Genomic DNA, 13,608 nt, shown 5'->3' on the forward strand with positions numbered 1-13,608 from the left:
ACACCACCTTCCGTTCGTGGCTCGACCAAGCTCGGCGCGAACGGCTATTGATTGAAGGAGTTCTCCCATGTCCGAAGACACCCCGATTTCCGTCACGATGGAAAAGGACGGCGAAGTCGCCGTCATCATCGTCAACAATCCGCCCGTCAACGCGCTGAGCTGGCACGTCCGGCAGGGCCTCGAAGACAATTTCAAGGCCGCGCTCGCCGACGACGGCGTCAAGGCGATCGTGCTGCGCTGCGCCGGCGCGACCTTCATCGCGGGCGCCGACATCAGCGAGTTCGGCAAGCCGCCGCGCGGGCCCGATTTCAACGCGGTGCTGAACAGCATCGAAGCGGCGTCGAAGCCCGTCGTCGCCGCGATCCACGGCACCGCGCTCGGCGGCGGGCTCGAGACCGCGCTCGTCTGCCATTATCGCATTGCGGTGCCCTCGGCGAAGCTCGGGGTGCCCGAGGTGAAGCTCGGCCTGCTGCCCGGCGCGGGCGGCACGCAACGCCTGCCCCGCGTCGTCGGCGTCGAAGCCGCGGCGACGATGACCTCGACCGGCGATCCGCTGCCCGCCGCCAAGGCGAAGGAACTCGGCCTCGTCGACGAACTCGCGGGCGAAGACAGCCTCGCCGCCGATGCGATCGCCTTCGCCCGCGCGAAGATCGCCGACGGCCCGCGTCCGACGCGCGCACGCGAAGTGTTCGGCGATGTCGGTGTGATCGAACAGCTCAAGGCCAAGAACGCCAAACGCTGGCGCGGGTTCGAGGCGCCTTACGCCAACCTCGCCTGCGTCGAGGCGGCGACGCGCCTGCCCTTCGACGAGGGGCTCGCCTTCGAGCGCGAGCAGTTCATGAAGCTGATGTTCGGCAGCCAGTCGGCGGCGCAGCGCCACATCTTCTTCGCCGAGCGCCAGGCCGCGAAGATCGACGGCCTGCCCAAGGATACCGCGCTGCGCGACATCAAAAAGGTCGGCGTGATCGGCGCCGGCACGATGGGCGGCGGCATTTCGATGAACTTCCTCCAGAAGGGCATCCCCGTCACGATCGTCGAAATGGCGCAGGACGCGCTCGACCGCGGGCTCGGCGTGATCCGCAAGAATTACGACGCCTCGGCCGCCAAGGGCCGCTTCAAGCCCGAACAGGTCGATCAGATGATGGGCTTGCTGACGCCGAGCCTCAGCCTCGACGACCTCGCCGACTGCGACCTGATCATCGAGGCGGTCTATGAGAATATGGACGTCAAGAAGGACATCTTCGGCAAGCTGGACAAGATCGCCAAGCCCGGCGCGATCCTCGCGTCGAACACCAGCTACCTCGACGTCGACGAGATCGCGACCGCGACGAGCCGCCCCGGCGACGTGCTCGGCATGCACTTCTTCTCGCCCGCCAATGTCATGAAGCTCTTGGAAGTCGTGCGCGGCGAGAAAACCGCGCCCGATGCGCTGGCGACCGCCATGGCTACGGGTAAGAAGATCGGCAAGGTCGCGGTGGTCGCAGGCGTGTGCGACGGCTTCATCGGCAACCGCATGCTGAAGCCGCGCCAGATGGAGGCGATGAAGCTGCTGCTCGAAGGCGCGACCCCGGCGCAGGTCGACAAGGTCCATGTCGAATTCGGCATGCCGATGGGGCCGTTCCAGATGAGCGACCTCGCGGGCGTCGACATCGGCTGGCACCGCGACCCGAACCGCATCGAAAGCATCCGCGACGCGCTCGCCGCCGAGGGCCGCTGGGGGCAGAAGAAGCAGGCGGGCTTTTACGACTATGACGACAAGCGCAATCCGTCGGAAAGCCCGCGCGTCGCCGAGATCATCGAGGAATTCCGCCAGAAGGCGGGGGTCGAGAAGCGCGAAATCACCGATCAGGAAATCATCGAGCGCACGCTTTACCCGATGGTCAACGAAGGCGCGCTGATCCTCGCCGAAGGCAAGGCGCAGCGCGCGAGCGACATCGATGTCGTGTGGATTTACGGCTATGGCTGGCCGGTCTATCGCGGCGGCCCGATGTTCTGGGCGGGGCTCGAAGGCACCGACAAGATCGTCGCGGCGCTGGAGAAGCATGGTTTCGAGATTGCCCCGCTGCTCAAGGAAAAGGCGGAGGCGAAGTCGGGCTTCTGACGCTTTTCCGGCCCTCCCCTTCAGGGGAGGGCAGCGAGACTTGCCAGCTTGCTGGCTTAGTCGCAGCGGGTGGGGGCCATCGGCCTTGCGCAAGTTCGCGAGCCCCCACCCCAACCCAGTGTCAGGTAAACCGTCCCCCGGACGGTTTAGGTCATGCCGGGGGCATGACCGGCCTGACACTCCTGAAGGGGAGGGGCTTTTACTGTCCCACAGCGGGGCAGGCGGCCTTTCCTTTGCCCGGGGCGGCCGCAGGCGTGAGCGAAAGCTTGCGATTCAGGGTTAAAGTGCTGGCAAGGCCCGCCGTTACGGCAGAGCATGAACGCCATGTCCGCCCTTGCCCTCCTGCTGCTCGCCGGCAGCGCGCCGGTCGCCGCGCCCGTGGTGACGCCGCGGGTCACCGTGATCGGCGTAGCGCGCGCGCGGATATTGGCGTCCGCCGAGGTGCGGCGCGTGGACGGGCGGATCGAGGTGCGCACCGGCGAGCGCAAAGCGCCGACGCAGGTGCATCGCACGACACGCCGCGACGGCGGCGAGACGGCGGACTTTTACTAGCTACTCGTCGCCCCCGCGAAGGCGGGGGCCGCTGGCAGTCCTTCCGCACGCTGCCGCGTAAACCGATAGCGGCCCCCGCCTTCGCGGGGGCGACGATTATTTCTGCAGCGTCTGGATGATGGCCGAAAAGTCGTGGCCTTCCTTGTCGGCCTCGACAAAGGCTTCGTAAAGCTCGCGCGCTTTCGTGCCCATCGGCACGTCGGCATCGACGCTCGCCGCCGCCTCCATCGCGAGGCGGAGGTCCTTGAGCATCAGCGCGGCGGCGAACCCGCCCTGATAGCCATTGTCGGCGGGCGTCGCCGGCCCGACACCGGGGAGCGGCGCGTAAGAGGTCAGCGACCAGCACTGTCCCGACGACACGCTCGCGATGTCGAAGAATTTCTGCGGATCGAGCCCCAGCTTCTGCGCGAGCGCGAGCGTCTCGCACGTCGCGACCATCGAGGCGCCTAGCAGCATATTGTTGCAGATCTTCGCCCCCTGCCCCGCGCCCGCGTCGCCGGCGTGGATCACCGCCTTGCCCATTTTGGCAAGGATCGGCTGGCTCCGTGCGAAGCCCTCGTCGGTGCCGCCGACCATGAAGGTCAGCGTGCCCGCGTTGGCGGCGGCGATGCCGCCCGAGACGGGCGCGTCGACCGCGACAAGCCCCTTGGTGGTCGCGGCTTCGATGTTCGAACGCGCGGTCGCGACGTCGATCGTCGAGCAGTCGAGGAGCAAGGTTCCCGGCGCGGCGTTAGGGAAGACGTCGGTTTCGTAGACCCCGGCGACATGCTTGCCCGCGGGGAGCATCGTCACCACCGCTTCGGCTCCGGTGACGGCTTCGGCGGCGGACGCGGCGCGCGTGCAGCCCGCCTCGACCGCGCGCGACAGCGCCTCTTCGCTGAGGTCGAAGGCGCGGACGTCGTGGCCTGCCTTCGCCAGATTCGCGGCCATGCCGCCGCCCATATTGCCAAGTCCGATGAATGCGATCTTCATAGCATTTCCAATTCGTAGAGAATGATCACTGCGCCCATAAGCGTAAAAAGGAAGCCGAAGACGAAGCTGAGGATAGCTTGAAGATATTTGAGGAACCAATCGAGCTTCGTCAGCGGCAGCGGCTCTGCACCCGTCGCGTCAAGGATCGCGCCTTCCAATATATTGACCGTCTCCTCTCGCCGATGTCGCCAATGATTCCATCCGGCCCAAAAGAGCAGGACGCCCATCGCCAAGGCGAGTAGGCCGATCGTCACCGCCCCTTCCACACGCCTTCGCGCTTTTCGATGAAGGCGGCCATGCCCTCGGCCTTGTCCTCGGTCGCGGCGAGGATCTGGAACAGGCGGCGTTCGTAGATCAGCCCCTGGTCGAGCGTCGTTTCGAACGCGGCGTTGACCATGTCCTTGTTCACCATCGCGGCCATCGGCGGCATCGCGGCGATCGTCGTCGCGGTCTTCACAGCTTCATCGACCAGCGTTTCGTGTGCGACGACGCGCGCGACGAGGCCCGAGCGCTCGGCTTCGGCGGCGTCCATCATGCGGCCGGTCAGGCACATTTCCATCGCCTTCGCCTTGCCGATCGCGCGGGTCAGCCGCTGCGACCCGCCCATGCCGGGCGCGACGCCGAGCTTGATTTCGGGCTGACCGAATTTCGCCTTGTCCGATGCGATGATGAAGTCGGCCATCATCGCAAGTTCGCAGCCGCCGCCGAGTGCGAAGCCGTTGACCGCGGCGATCCAGGGCTTGCGCACCTTCTTCACGAAGTCGCTCGTCCATTTCGAGAAGAAATCTTCAAGGTAGAAATCGGACGCGGGCTTGTCGGCCATTTCCTTGATGTCGGCGCCCGCCGCGAACGCCTTGTCGCCCGAGCCGGTGAGGACAGCGCAGCGCTGGCTGTCGTCGGCTTCGAAGGCGGCGAAGGCGGCGATCAGATCGTCGAGCACGCTGGAGTTGAGCGCGTTCAATGCCTGCGGGCGGTTGAGCGTCACCAAAGTTACGGCGCCGCGCTGTTCGATGAGGAGGGTTTCGTAAGTCATTCTTATGATCTCCGGATTTTCGTCATGCCGGACTTGATCCGGCATCCCGCTTTACGACGGTGAAGAAGCGGGACCCCGGATCAAGTCCGGGGTGACGAATGTGGATGGCGGTGTCAGGTAAGCGGCGTCCATTTCTCATTCTCGGGCAGCGGCGCGAAGATCGCGTCGATCCAGTCGTCGGTGACGGCTTCGGGGGTCGGCGGATCCCACTTCGGGCTGTTGTCCTTGTCGATGATCAGCGCGCGGACGCCCTCGATGAAGTCGTGCATCTGAACCACTCGGCTGCCGATCACATATTCCTGGCGCATCTGCTCCGCGAAGTCGTGCATCTCGCCGCCTTCTTTCAATTGGCGCAGCGCGACCTTGCACGTCTGCGGCGATTTGCCGTGGAGCGTCGCCAGCTCCTTTTCGGCCCATTCGCCGCCATCGGCTTCGAGCGCGGTCAGAATCTCCTCATAAGTATCGCTCGCGAACAGGCGATTGATCCGCTCGATATGCTGCGTGATCGCGGCGGGCGGCGCGGTGACCGACAGTTCGCCCAAAATACCGCCGATGCGGTCGGGGTCGACTGCGATGCGCGCCTTCGCCTCGGCAAGCTTTTCGGACGGCAGATAATGCGTCGCGAGGCCGAGCGCGAGGCATTCGGCGCCATCGAGCCGCGCGCCGGTGAGCGCGAGATAGACGCCGACGCGCCCTTCGAGCCGCGGCAGATACCAGCCGCCGCCGACGTCGGGGAACAGGCCGATCCCCGTCTCGGGCATCGCAAAACGCGTGTGCTCGGTCGCGACGCGATATTTTGCGGGCTGCGAAATACCGACCCCGCCGCCCATGGTGATGCCGTCCATGAAGGCGGCGACGGGCTTGGGGTAGGTGAAGAGCAGATGGTTGAGGCGATATTCGGTGTGGAAGAAGGCGCGCGCCTCCTCGCCGTCCTTCGCGCCGCTTTCGGCGAGCATGCGAATGTCGCCGCCGGCGCAGAAGCCGCGGCCTTCGCTGTGATCGATGATCACCGCCGCGACGGCATCGTCCTCACGCCACTTCAAAAGCGCGTCGATCATCGCTTCGCACATGGCGAGGTTGAGCGCGTGGATCGCCTTGGGGCGATTGAGCGAAATGCGGCCGACGCGGACGTCGGTCGAGATCAGGACGTCTTCGGTCATATTGGGGGTCATTGGCGCAGCAGGTCCCTTCCGACGATCATCCGCATCACCTGGTTGGTGCCTTCGAGGATCGAATGGACGCGCAGGTCGCGCCAGAAACGCTCGATCGGATAGTCGCGCAAATAGCCATAGCCGCCGAACAATTGCAGCGCGTCGTTGACGATCTTGCTGCCATTGTCGGTCGCGAGCCGCTTCGCCATCGCCGAGAAGCGCGACTTGTCGGGGGCGTTCGCGGTCACCTTCGCGGCCGCCATGTAAAGCAGCGCGCGCGAAGCTTCGAGGTCGGTCGCCATGTCGGCGAGCATGAACTGGGTGTTCTGGAAATCGGCGATCGGCTGCCCGAACTGCTGGCGGTCCTTGGTATAGGCGATCGCTTCGTCGAGGCAGCGCTGCGCCCCGCCCAGCGAGCAGGCGCCGATGTTGAGCCGGCCGCCGTCGAGCCCCGCCATCGCGAAGCGGAAGCCGTCGCCCTCGGCGCCGACGAGATTCTCCGTGGGCACGCGGCAATCCTCGAAAATCACCTGCGCGGTCGGCGAAGCGTTCCAGCCGAGCTTCTTCTCGGGCGCGCCGAACGACAGGCCCGGTGTGTCCCTTTCGACGACGAGGCAGCTGATACCCTTCGATTTCTCCTCGCCGGTGCGCACCATGCAGACATAGATGTCGTTGACGCCCGCGCCCGAGATGAACTGCTTGGTGCCGTTCAGCACATAATGGTCGCCGTCCTTCTTCGCCGTGGTCTTGAGCGCCGCGGCGTCCGACCCCGAGCCCGGCTCGGTCAAGCAATAGCTCGCGATCTTTTCCATGCTGACGAGATCGGGCAGAAAACGCGCCTTGATCTCGGCGCCGCCGAAGCGGTCGATCATCCACGTCGCCATATTGTGGATCGAAACATAGGCGGATGTAGCGGGGCAGCCATAGGCCATCGCCTCCATGATCAGCGCCGCTTCCAATCGGCCGAGCCCGATACCGCCCGATTCCTCGGCGACATAAATCGCGCCGAAGCCGAGCTCGCCTGCCGCCTTCCACACGTCGACGGGGTAATGATGTTTCTCGTCCCATTCTGCCGCAAAGGGCGTGATGCGGTCGGCGGTGAATTTGCGCGCCATGTCCTGAATGGCGAGCTGGTCGTCGGTAAGCTGGAACTGGTCGGTCATGTCTCTTCTCTGGGTGAGGGGCCTTCCACAATCGCCTCCGCCTCGATCTCGACTTTCCATTCGGGGCGGATCAGCGCGGGGATGACAAGCATCGTCGCGGCCGGGCGGATGTCGCCGAACATCGCGCCGTGCGCGCGGCCGACAAGGTCGGCGTCTGCGGGGTCGGTGATATACATGCGCGTGCGCACGACGTCGGCGGGCGAGCCGCCGAGCGCCGCGAGCGCCTCGGCGATGATCGTCAGGCAGCGGGCGGCCTGCACCCCGGCGTCGCCGACGGTCGAACTGCCATCGGGTTCGATCGGCGCGCAGCCCGCGACATCGATACGATTCCCCACTCGAACCGCGCGGCTGTAGCCGTAGACCGGTTCGAAGGGGGACGCGGAACTATGGTTGCGGCGGCTGGAATCAGCCACAGGTAACCTGCGTGATCTTGTAGGCGTCGTCGTACATGATGTTCACGCGGTCGACGCGATAATCCATCGTCATCGCCGAGCGCGGCGGACCCCAGCGCAGCGTGCGCGCGCCCGACGCCTTGAGGATCGCGCCGCCGAGGTCGGGGGTCGCGGTCTGGCCGACATAGCTCTGCACCGCGTCGGCCTTGCACGTCATTTCGGCCTCGGGCGGCGGCGGAGCCGATTCGACGGGGGCTTCGCTGCTCGCGCAGGCGGCGAGCGGCAGGGCGGCGGCAATTGCAATCCAGCGAAGGTCCATCTTTCGTCTCCCTTTCAAAAAGCCGTCAACCGGCGCAACGCGTATAGCGCATCGGACCAGCGGCGGCACCCTCGCCTTCGTCACGGCGGACGAGCGTCTTGCCGCCGTCGGCAAGGTCGAGTCGCATCCGGCGATCCCATTCCTCGCCCTCGCCGCTGAATTTATAGTCGGCGACGATGCGGCTCGCGTCGCTTTCCCGCACGCGCGCGAGCTCGCCATGCGATTCGAAGAAGCGCAGGTTGGCGGCGTCGATCGTCAGCGCGGTGAGGTCGGTGCCCCGCCGCGCGGTGCAATCGGCAGCCTTCAGCGCCCAGCGGCCGCGGATCGCGGGCGGAATCGTCTTGCCGTCAACCGTGTCGCCCGCCTCGGCCTCTGCGGGCGCTTCGGGCTCCGTATCCGCGGAAGGCGTTTCGCCGGGCGCCGGACGCTCCGCCTTTTGCAGCGGGCCGATATTCGAGCTGGCTTCGGGTCCCGACTCCTCGTCCTGCCCGCCGCTGCACGCGGCGAGCATCAACAGGGCGGCAGGCATCGTCCATCGCATCATCATCCTTCTCCTTCGCGAGGAGAAATGTTCGACGCGGCGCATGGGTTTCATGGGGGGCTTGCCCCGTCAGCCCATCGTCGGGATGACGAAGGCGTTGCCCCCATCCGGCGAGCCGTCGGGCCAGCGCGCAGTGACGGTCTTGACCTTGGTCCAGAATTTGACGCCTTCCATGCCGTGCTGGTTGGTGTCGCCGAACGCCGAACGTTTCCAGCCGCCGAACGTATGATAGGCGACGGGAACCGGGATCGGCACGTTGATCCCGACCATGCCGACATTGACCCGCGCGGCGAATTCGCGCGCGGCGTGGCCGTTGCGCGTGAAGATCGCGACGCCGTTGCCATATTGATGCTTCGACGGCAGTTCGAGCGCGCTCTCGAAATTGGGCGCGCGGACGATCTGCAGCACCGGGCCGAAGATTTCTTCCTTGTAGCTTTCCATGTCGGGCGTGACATGGTCGAACAGCGTCGGGCCGACGAAAAAACCCTTCTCATGCCCCTGCAGCGTGAAACCGCGGCCGTCGATGACGAGCTCGGCGCCTTCGTCAGCGCATTTCTGAATCCAGCCCTCGACCTTCTGCTTGTGCGCTTCGGTCACCACCGGGCCGTAATGCGCCTCGGCGTCGGTCGAGACGCCGACGCGCAGCGCCTCGATCGCCGGAACGAGTTTTTCGCGCAGCCGGTTCGCGGTGTCCTCGCCGACCGGGACGACGACAGGCAGCGCCATGCAGCGTTCGCCCGCCGAGCCGAAGGCGGCGCCGGTGAGGTCGTTCACGACCTGGTCGAGATCGGCGTCGGGCATGACGATGCCGTGGTTCTTCGCGCCGCCCATCGCCTGCACGCGCTTGCCGTTGGCGACGCCGCGGTTGTAGACATAATGCGCGATGTCCGACGAGCCGACGAAACTGACCGCGCCGATGTCGGGATGATCGAGGATCGCGTCGACCATCTCCTTGTCGCCGTGGACGGTCTGGAAGATGCCTTCGGGCATTCCGGCTTCGAGGAACAGTTCCGACAGACGCACCGGCACCGACGGGTCCCGCTCGCTGGGTTTGAGGATGAAGGCGTTGCCGACGACGGTCGCGATCGCGCCCATCCACAGCGGGATCATCGCGGGGAAGTTGAACGGGGTGATGCCCGCACCGATGCCGATCGGCTGGCGCATCGAATAGACGTCGATGCCGGGTCCGGCGCCGATCGTATAGTCGCCCTTCAGCACATGCGGCGCGGCGCAGGCGAATTCGACGACGTCGAGCCCGCGCTGGACGTCGCCGCGCGCGTCGGCGATCACCTTGCCATGCTCGGCCGACAGCATCTGCGCCAGCTCTTCCAGATTGGCTTCGACGAGGCGCTTGAATTCGAACATCACGCGCGCGCGGCGCTGCGGGTTGGTCGTCGCCCAACCCGGCTGCGCGGCCTTGGCGGCGGCAACGGCACGGTCGAGGACGGCGCGGTCGCCGAGCGCGACCCGCGCCTGCACGCCGCCGTTGTTGGGGTCGAGGACGTCGCCGAAGCGCCCCGAACCACTTGCGCCGCCGCCGGCGCCGCCGGCGATATGATGGTCGATCTGTCGCATGGCATGAGTCTCCCAAAAAGATGTTGCCGTTGCCACAGACCAGTTGCGGCGCGATTGCAAGGGATAGACTTGCAGGATTATCCTGCATATTTGCAGCTTATGGACTGGGACAAGCTGCAATATTTCCTGTTCGTCGCGCGCCACGGCACGCTGGCGCGCGCGGGCGCGGCGCTGCACGTCGATGCAACGACGGTGAGCCGCCGGGTCAGCGCATTGGAAACGGCGCTCGGACAGACCTTGTTCGAACGCGCGCCGACGGGCTTCGTTCTGACCGCGGCGGGCCGCGCGCTCGTTCCGCATGCCGAGGCGATGGCGGCGGCGGCGGCGCGTATCCATTCAGCGCGGGAGGGCGGGTCGGGCCTGTCGGGGCAGCTGCGCGTCAGCGTTTCCGAAGGCTTCGGAAACAGCTTCATCGCGCCGCGGCTGGGGCGCTTCGTTGCGGCGCATCCCGAACTCGAAATCGACCTCGTCGCCTCGTCGGGCTTCCTCAATCCCTCGCGGCGCGAGGCCGATATGGCGGTGCTGCTCGCGCGGCCCCGAAAAGGCCCGCTGATCACGCGCAAGCTGTCCGACTACAGTCTCGGCCTCTATGCCCCCGCCGACCGGCCCGACTGGCAAGCGGCGGTCGCCGCCGCGCCGCTGTCGCGCGCGGGGATTCCGGTGATCGGATACATGCCCGACATCCTCTACGCGCCCGAGCTCGACTATCTGGGCGAGATCGAGCCGGGACTGCGCGCCAATGTCCGCTCCTCGTCGATCCTCGCGCAACGGCGGATGATCGCGGGCGGCGCGGGGATCGGCGTCCTCCCCTGCTTCCTCGCGGCAGGCGATCCGGCGCTGGTGCGCGTGCGGGGCGATCAGACCATCGCGCGCGCCTTCTGGCTCGCGCTCCACCGCGACGTCGCGCCGCAGCCGCGGATCAGGGCGTTTATCGACTGGCTCGATGCGGAGGTGAGGGAAAGCCGGGGGTTGTTGGTGCCAGGCTGACCTCGTCATCCCGGCGAAGGCCGGGATCTCATCGGAGCAGCCGGACGAATCGGCGAGATCCCGGCCTTCGCCGGGATGACGGAATTAGGCTGAGGTTAGGGGCTGCCATTCCGACGCAACCAGGCCGCCTTCGCCGAACAGCCTTGTGATCGCGTCGGGGCCTGCCGCCGCCTCGCGCAACTTGTCTGCTAGCGGATCATCGACGGGATGCTGGCTACGCAGGAAGGCGATCCACGCCGCGATGGCCGCTTCGAGCGATGGGCATCGCGCACCCCGCGCCTGATGCCAGGCCAGCGTTTCGAGCCAGCGTTGCGGAATCTTCTGGCTGCCGTCCATCGCGATCTGGATCAGCCGGTGATGGAGCGCGGGATTGGCGAAACGGCCCAGCAAGGCATCGGCATAGGCCGCCAGATTCTGCCCCGGCGCGGCGTCGATCGTCGGCGCGGCCTCCTCGCGCATCAGCCGGTCGATGACCGGGCGGATTTCCGGATCGGCGATGGCCTGATGGACATAGTCATGCCCCCGCCCCAGCCCGATATAGGCGAGCGCCGAATGGGCGCCGTTGAGCATGCGCAGCTTCGCGGTCTCATAGGGCGCGACATCCGCGACCAGTTCGGCGCCGGCATCCTCCCAGCGCGGGCGCGGGCCGGCGAAGTCGTCCTCGATCACCCACTGGCCGAAGCCTTCGGTGACCACCGCGCCTTCATCGCGCGCACCGAGGGCGGCTTCGGCGGCGGCGCGGTCGGCGTCGGTCGTGGCGGGGACGATGCGGTCGATCATCGTCGCGGGGCAGGTGCAGTTCGCATCGAACCAATCGACGAGTCCGGGATGCTCGGCAGCAAGATATTCGCGCATCAGACGGCGCAGCACCGCGCCATTGCCCGCGAGATTGTCGCAACTGAGCAGGGTGAGCCCTCTGAGCCCCGCCGCCTTGCGCGCGGCAAGCCCGGCGGCGAGGAAGCGATAGAGGCTGGACGGGCTCGACGCCGCCGCGAGATCGAGCGCGCCGTCGGACCGGCGCAGATAGCCCTTCTCGGTCACGGTGAAGCTGACGATATGCGTCGTCGGGGCCGCGATGGCGTCGATCACCGCCTGGCTTTCGGCGGCAGCAACGAGCACTTTCCGCACCGCCCCGATCAGGCGGAGCTGCGTCCCCGCCGCGCTGCGCGTGCTGACGGTGTAGAGCCCGTCCTGCGGATTCAATTGCGCCGCGACGTCGCCCGAGCGGAGCGACACGCCGACGATGCTCCAATCGCGGTCGCCCGCGGCCAAGGCATCGTCGGTGTAGACCGCCTGATGCGCGCGGTGGAAGGCGCCGATCCCGATATGCACGATCCCCGCCGCTTGGGCGGCGCGGTCATAGCCCGGCGCCTGCACCGAGGGCGGGAGGCTCGTTTCGGCGGATAGCCTCACAGCTTGTAGGCTGCCTTGGCGAGATTGTAGCTGAGGTCGACCGCGAGTTCGGCGGCCTCCCATTCCTCCAGCCGGTGCTCGGCGACCAGTTGCGCGAGGAAGCCGCAGTCGATGCGCCGCGCGACGTCGTGGCGCGCGGGGATCGACAGGAAGGCGCGCGTATCGTCGTTGAAGCCGACTGTATTGTAGAAGCCCGCCGTCTCGGTCATTGCCCTGCGGAACCGGCGCATCCCCTCGGGGCTGTCGTGGAACCACCAGGCGGGGCCGAGCTTGAGCGCCGGATAATGACCCGCGAGCGGCGCAAGTTCGCGCGCATAGCTCGTCTCGTCCAATGTGAAGAGGATGATCGTAAGGTCCGCTTCGTTGCCGTAACGACCGAGCAGCGGGCGCAGCGCGTGGACATAGTCGGTGTTCATGGGAATATCGGCGCCCTTGTCGCGACCATAATGGTCGAACAGCCACGGGTTATGGTTGCGAAAGGCGCCGGGGTGGATCTGCATGACGAGCCCGTCGTCGAGGCTCATCCCCGCCATCACGGTCAGCATATGCGCGCGGAACAGCTCGGCGTCGGCCGCGCTCACATTGTCGCCCGTGACGCGCGCGAACAAGGTTTCGGCTTCGGCGTCCGAGAGGTCGGCGGTTGCCGCGGTCGGGTGGCCGTGATCGGTCGAGGTCGCGCCCATTTCGGCGAAGAAGGCGCGGCGATTGCGGTGCGCGGCGAGATAGCCCGCGTAGCTGAACGCATCTTCGCCCGAGAGGTCGGAGAAGCGCGCGAGATTGGCGCGAAACCCCTCATATTCGGGATCGACGACCGGGTCGGGACGATAGGCGGTGATCACGCGCCCGCCCCATTCGCCGCTTTGATTGGCGGCGCGGATCGCGGCATGATGGTCGAGCGTGTCGAGCGGGCTCTCGGTCGTCGCGATCACCTCGATCCGGTAGCGGTCGAACAGCGCACGCGGGCGGAAGGCCTCGGTCGCCAGCGCATCGGTGATGCGGTCGTAATAGAGGTCCGACGTTTCGGCCGCGAATTGCACGTCGAAGCCGAAGGCCTCGGCGAACACCCAGTCCATCCACATGCGGCTCGGCGTGCCGCGAAAGAGGTGATAGTTCTGCGCAAAGAGCCGCCAGCTCTCGCGCGGGTCGGCATCGGCCCCACCGATGCCGAGCGCGTCGAGGGGGATGCCCTGCGAATAGAGCATCCGAAACACATAATGATCCGGGTGGAGCAGCAGCTCCGCCGCATTGCCGAAAGGCGCGTTGCCCGCGAACCACGCCGGATCGGTGTGGCCGTGCGGGCTGACGATCGGCAGATCCGCCACCTCCCTGTAGAGCCGGCGCGCGATGTCGCGCTGCGCCGGATCGGACGGAAAGAGGCGGTCGGGGGAGAGGAGCAGCGGGCGCGGCAT

At 66.6% G+C, this 13,608-nt stretch carries 14 protein-coding genes; 3 read left to right on the plus strand and 11 right to left on the minus strand.

Annotated elements, in window-relative coordinates:
* Positions 1-67 precede the first annotated feature (67 nt).
* Together QZL87_RS17020 and QZL87_RS17025 are read left to right on the plus strand one after the other, a co-directional pair.
* Entirely contained in the window at positions 68-2,101 is a 2,034-nt protein-coding gene (locus tag QZL87_RS17020; RefSeq protein WP_295321583.1) for a 3-hydroxyacyl-CoA dehydrogenase NAD-binding domain-containing protein, read from the plus strand.
* A gap of 324 nt (positions 2,102-2,425) precedes the next feature.
* A complete protein-coding gene (locus QZL87_RS17025) occupies positions 2,426-2,653 on the plus strand; it encodes a hypothetical protein (RefSeq protein ID WP_295321584.1) in 228 nt (75 codons plus the stop codon).
* Positions 2,654-2,749: 96 nt separating this feature from the next.
* Here the strand turns inward: QZL87_RS17025 and mmsB are convergent, their stop codons facing one another.
* The 9 genes from mmsB to QZL87_RS17070 form a co-directional block, all read right to left on the minus strand.
* Positions 2,750-3,625 (minus strand): 3-hydroxyisobutyrate dehydrogenase, encoded by an 876-nt coding sequence (mmsB, locus tag QZL87_RS17030; protein ID WP_295321585.1) that lies wholly within the window; start codon positions 3,623-3,625, stop codon positions 2,750-2,752.
* Positions 3,622-3,879 (minus strand): hypothetical protein, encoded by a 258-nt coding sequence (locus QZL87_RS17035; protein WP_295321586.1) that lies wholly within the window; start codon positions 3,877-3,879, stop codon positions 3,622-3,624. Before QZL87_RS17035 ends, mmsB begins: the two co-directional genes overlap by 4 nt.
* A complete protein-coding gene (locus QZL87_RS17040; RefSeq protein WP_295321587.1) occupies positions 3,876-4,658 on the minus strand; it encodes an enoyl-CoA hydratase-related protein in 783 nt (260 codons plus the stop codon). Before QZL87_RS17040 ends, QZL87_RS17035 begins: the two co-directional genes overlap by 4 nt.
* Positions 4,659-4,771: 113 nt before the next feature.
* A complete protein-coding gene (locus QZL87_RS17045; RefSeq protein WP_295321588.1) occupies positions 4,772-5,818 on the minus strand; it encodes an enoyl-CoA hydratase/isomerase family protein in 1,047 nt (348 codons plus the stop codon).
* Between the two features lie 8 nt (positions 5,819-5,826).
* Complete coding sequence (locus QZL87_RS17050) at positions 5,827-6,972, minus strand: acyl-CoA dehydrogenase family protein (RefSeq protein WP_295321589.1); 1,146 nt, start codon at positions 6,970-6,972, stop codon at positions 5,827-5,829.
* Positions 6,969-7,385 (minus strand): RidA family protein, encoded by a 417-nt coding sequence (locus QZL87_RS17055; RefSeq protein WP_295321590.1) that lies wholly within the window; start codon positions 7,383-7,385, stop codon positions 6,969-6,971. Before QZL87_RS17055 ends, QZL87_RS17050 begins: the two co-directional genes overlap by 4 nt.
* On the minus strand, positions 7,378-7,683 hold the full coding sequence (locus tag QZL87_RS17060) for an I78 family peptidase inhibitor (protein WP_295321591.1): 306 nt from the start codon (positions 7,681-7,683) through the stop codon (positions 7,378-7,380). The genes QZL87_RS17055 and QZL87_RS17060 overlap by 8 nt, the downstream gene beginning before the upstream one ends.
* Positions 7,684-7,708: 25 nt before the next feature.
* The gene (locus tag QZL87_RS17065; protein WP_295321592.1) at positions 7,709-8,227 is read right to left on the minus strand and encodes a hypothetical protein; all 519 of its coding nucleotides are present in this window, start codon (positions 8,225-8,227) and stop codon (positions 7,709-7,711) included.
* A 66-nt stretch (positions 8,228-8,293) separates the two neighbouring features.
* On the minus strand, positions 8,294-9,799 hold the full coding sequence (locus tag QZL87_RS17070; protein WP_295321593.1) for a CoA-acylating methylmalonate-semialdehyde dehydrogenase: 1,506 nt from the start codon (positions 9,797-9,799) through the stop codon (positions 8,294-8,296).
* Positions 9,800-9,898: 99 nt separating this feature from the next.
* Here QZL87_RS17070 and QZL87_RS17075 point away from each other — a divergent pair, with 99 nt between their 5' ends.
* Complete coding sequence (locus QZL87_RS17075) at positions 9,899-10,786, plus strand: LysR family transcriptional regulator (protein WP_295327003.1); 888 nt, start codon at positions 9,899-9,901, stop codon at positions 10,784-10,786.
* A gap of 84 nt (positions 10,787-10,870) precedes the next feature.
* Here QZL87_RS17075 and QZL87_RS17080 read toward each other — a convergent pair whose 3' ends face one another.
* Positions 10,871-12,199 (minus strand): mannitol dehydrogenase family protein, encoded by a 1,329-nt coding sequence (locus QZL87_RS17080; RefSeq protein ID WP_295321594.1) that lies wholly within the window; start codon positions 12,197-12,199, stop codon positions 10,871-10,873.
* Entirely contained in the window at positions 12,196-13,608 is a 1,413-nt protein-coding gene (uxaC, locus tag QZL87_RS17085; RefSeq protein ID WP_295321595.1) for a glucuronate isomerase, read from the minus strand. Before uxaC ends, QZL87_RS17080 begins: the two co-directional genes overlap by 4 nt.

Source organism: uncultured Sphingopyxis sp. (assembly GCF_900078365.1).
In the GTDB taxonomy this organism is placed as follows: domain Bacteria; phylum Pseudomonadota; class Alphaproteobacteria; order Sphingomonadales; family Sphingomonadaceae; genus Sphingopyxis.

Excerpts from the sequence above, each read along its gene's own strand:
- QZL87_RS17020 (WP_295321583.1), top strand. The coding sequence starts at position 68 with ATGTCCGAAGACACCCCGATTTCCGTCACGATGGAAAAGGACGGCGAA.
- QZL87_RS17025 (WP_295321584.1), top strand. The coding sequence starts at position 2,426 with ATGTCCGCCCTTGCCCTCCTGCTGCTCGCCGGCAGCGCGCCGGTCGCC.
- mmsB (WP_295321585.1), bottom strand. The coding sequence starts at position 3,625 with ATGAAGATCGCATTCATCGGACTTGGCAATATGGGCGGCGGCATGGCC.
- QZL87_RS17040 (WP_295321587.1), bottom strand. The coding sequence starts at position 4,658 with ATGACTTACGAAACCCTCCTCATCGAACAGCGCGGCGCCGTAACTTTG.
- QZL87_RS17045 (WP_295321588.1), bottom strand. The coding sequence starts at position 5,818 with ATGACCGAAGACGTCCTGATCTCGACCGACGTCCGCGTCGGCCGCATT.
- QZL87_RS17050 (WP_295321589.1), bottom strand. The coding sequence starts at position 6,972 with ATGACCGACCAGTTCCAGCTTACCGACGACCAGCTCGCCATTCAGGAC.
- QZL87_RS17060 (WP_295321591.1), bottom strand. The coding sequence starts at position 7,683 with ATGGACCTTCGCTGGATTGCAATTGCCGCCGCCCTGCCGCTCGCCGCC.
- QZL87_RS17065 (WP_295321592.1), bottom strand. The coding sequence starts at position 8,227 with ATGATGCGATGGACGATGCCTGCCGCCCTGTTGATGCTCGCCGCGTGC.
- QZL87_RS17070 (WP_295321593.1), bottom strand. The coding sequence starts at position 9,799 with ATGCGACAGATCGACCATCATATCGCCGGCGGCGCCGGCGGCGGCGCA.
- QZL87_RS17075 (WP_295327003.1), top strand. The coding sequence starts at position 9,899 with ATGGACTGGGACAAGCTGCAATATTTCCTGTTCGTCGCGCGCCACGGC.
- uxaC (WP_295321595.1), bottom strand. The coding sequence starts at position 13,608 with ATGCCGCGCCCGCTGCTCCTCTCCCCCGACCGCCTCTTTCCGTCCGAT.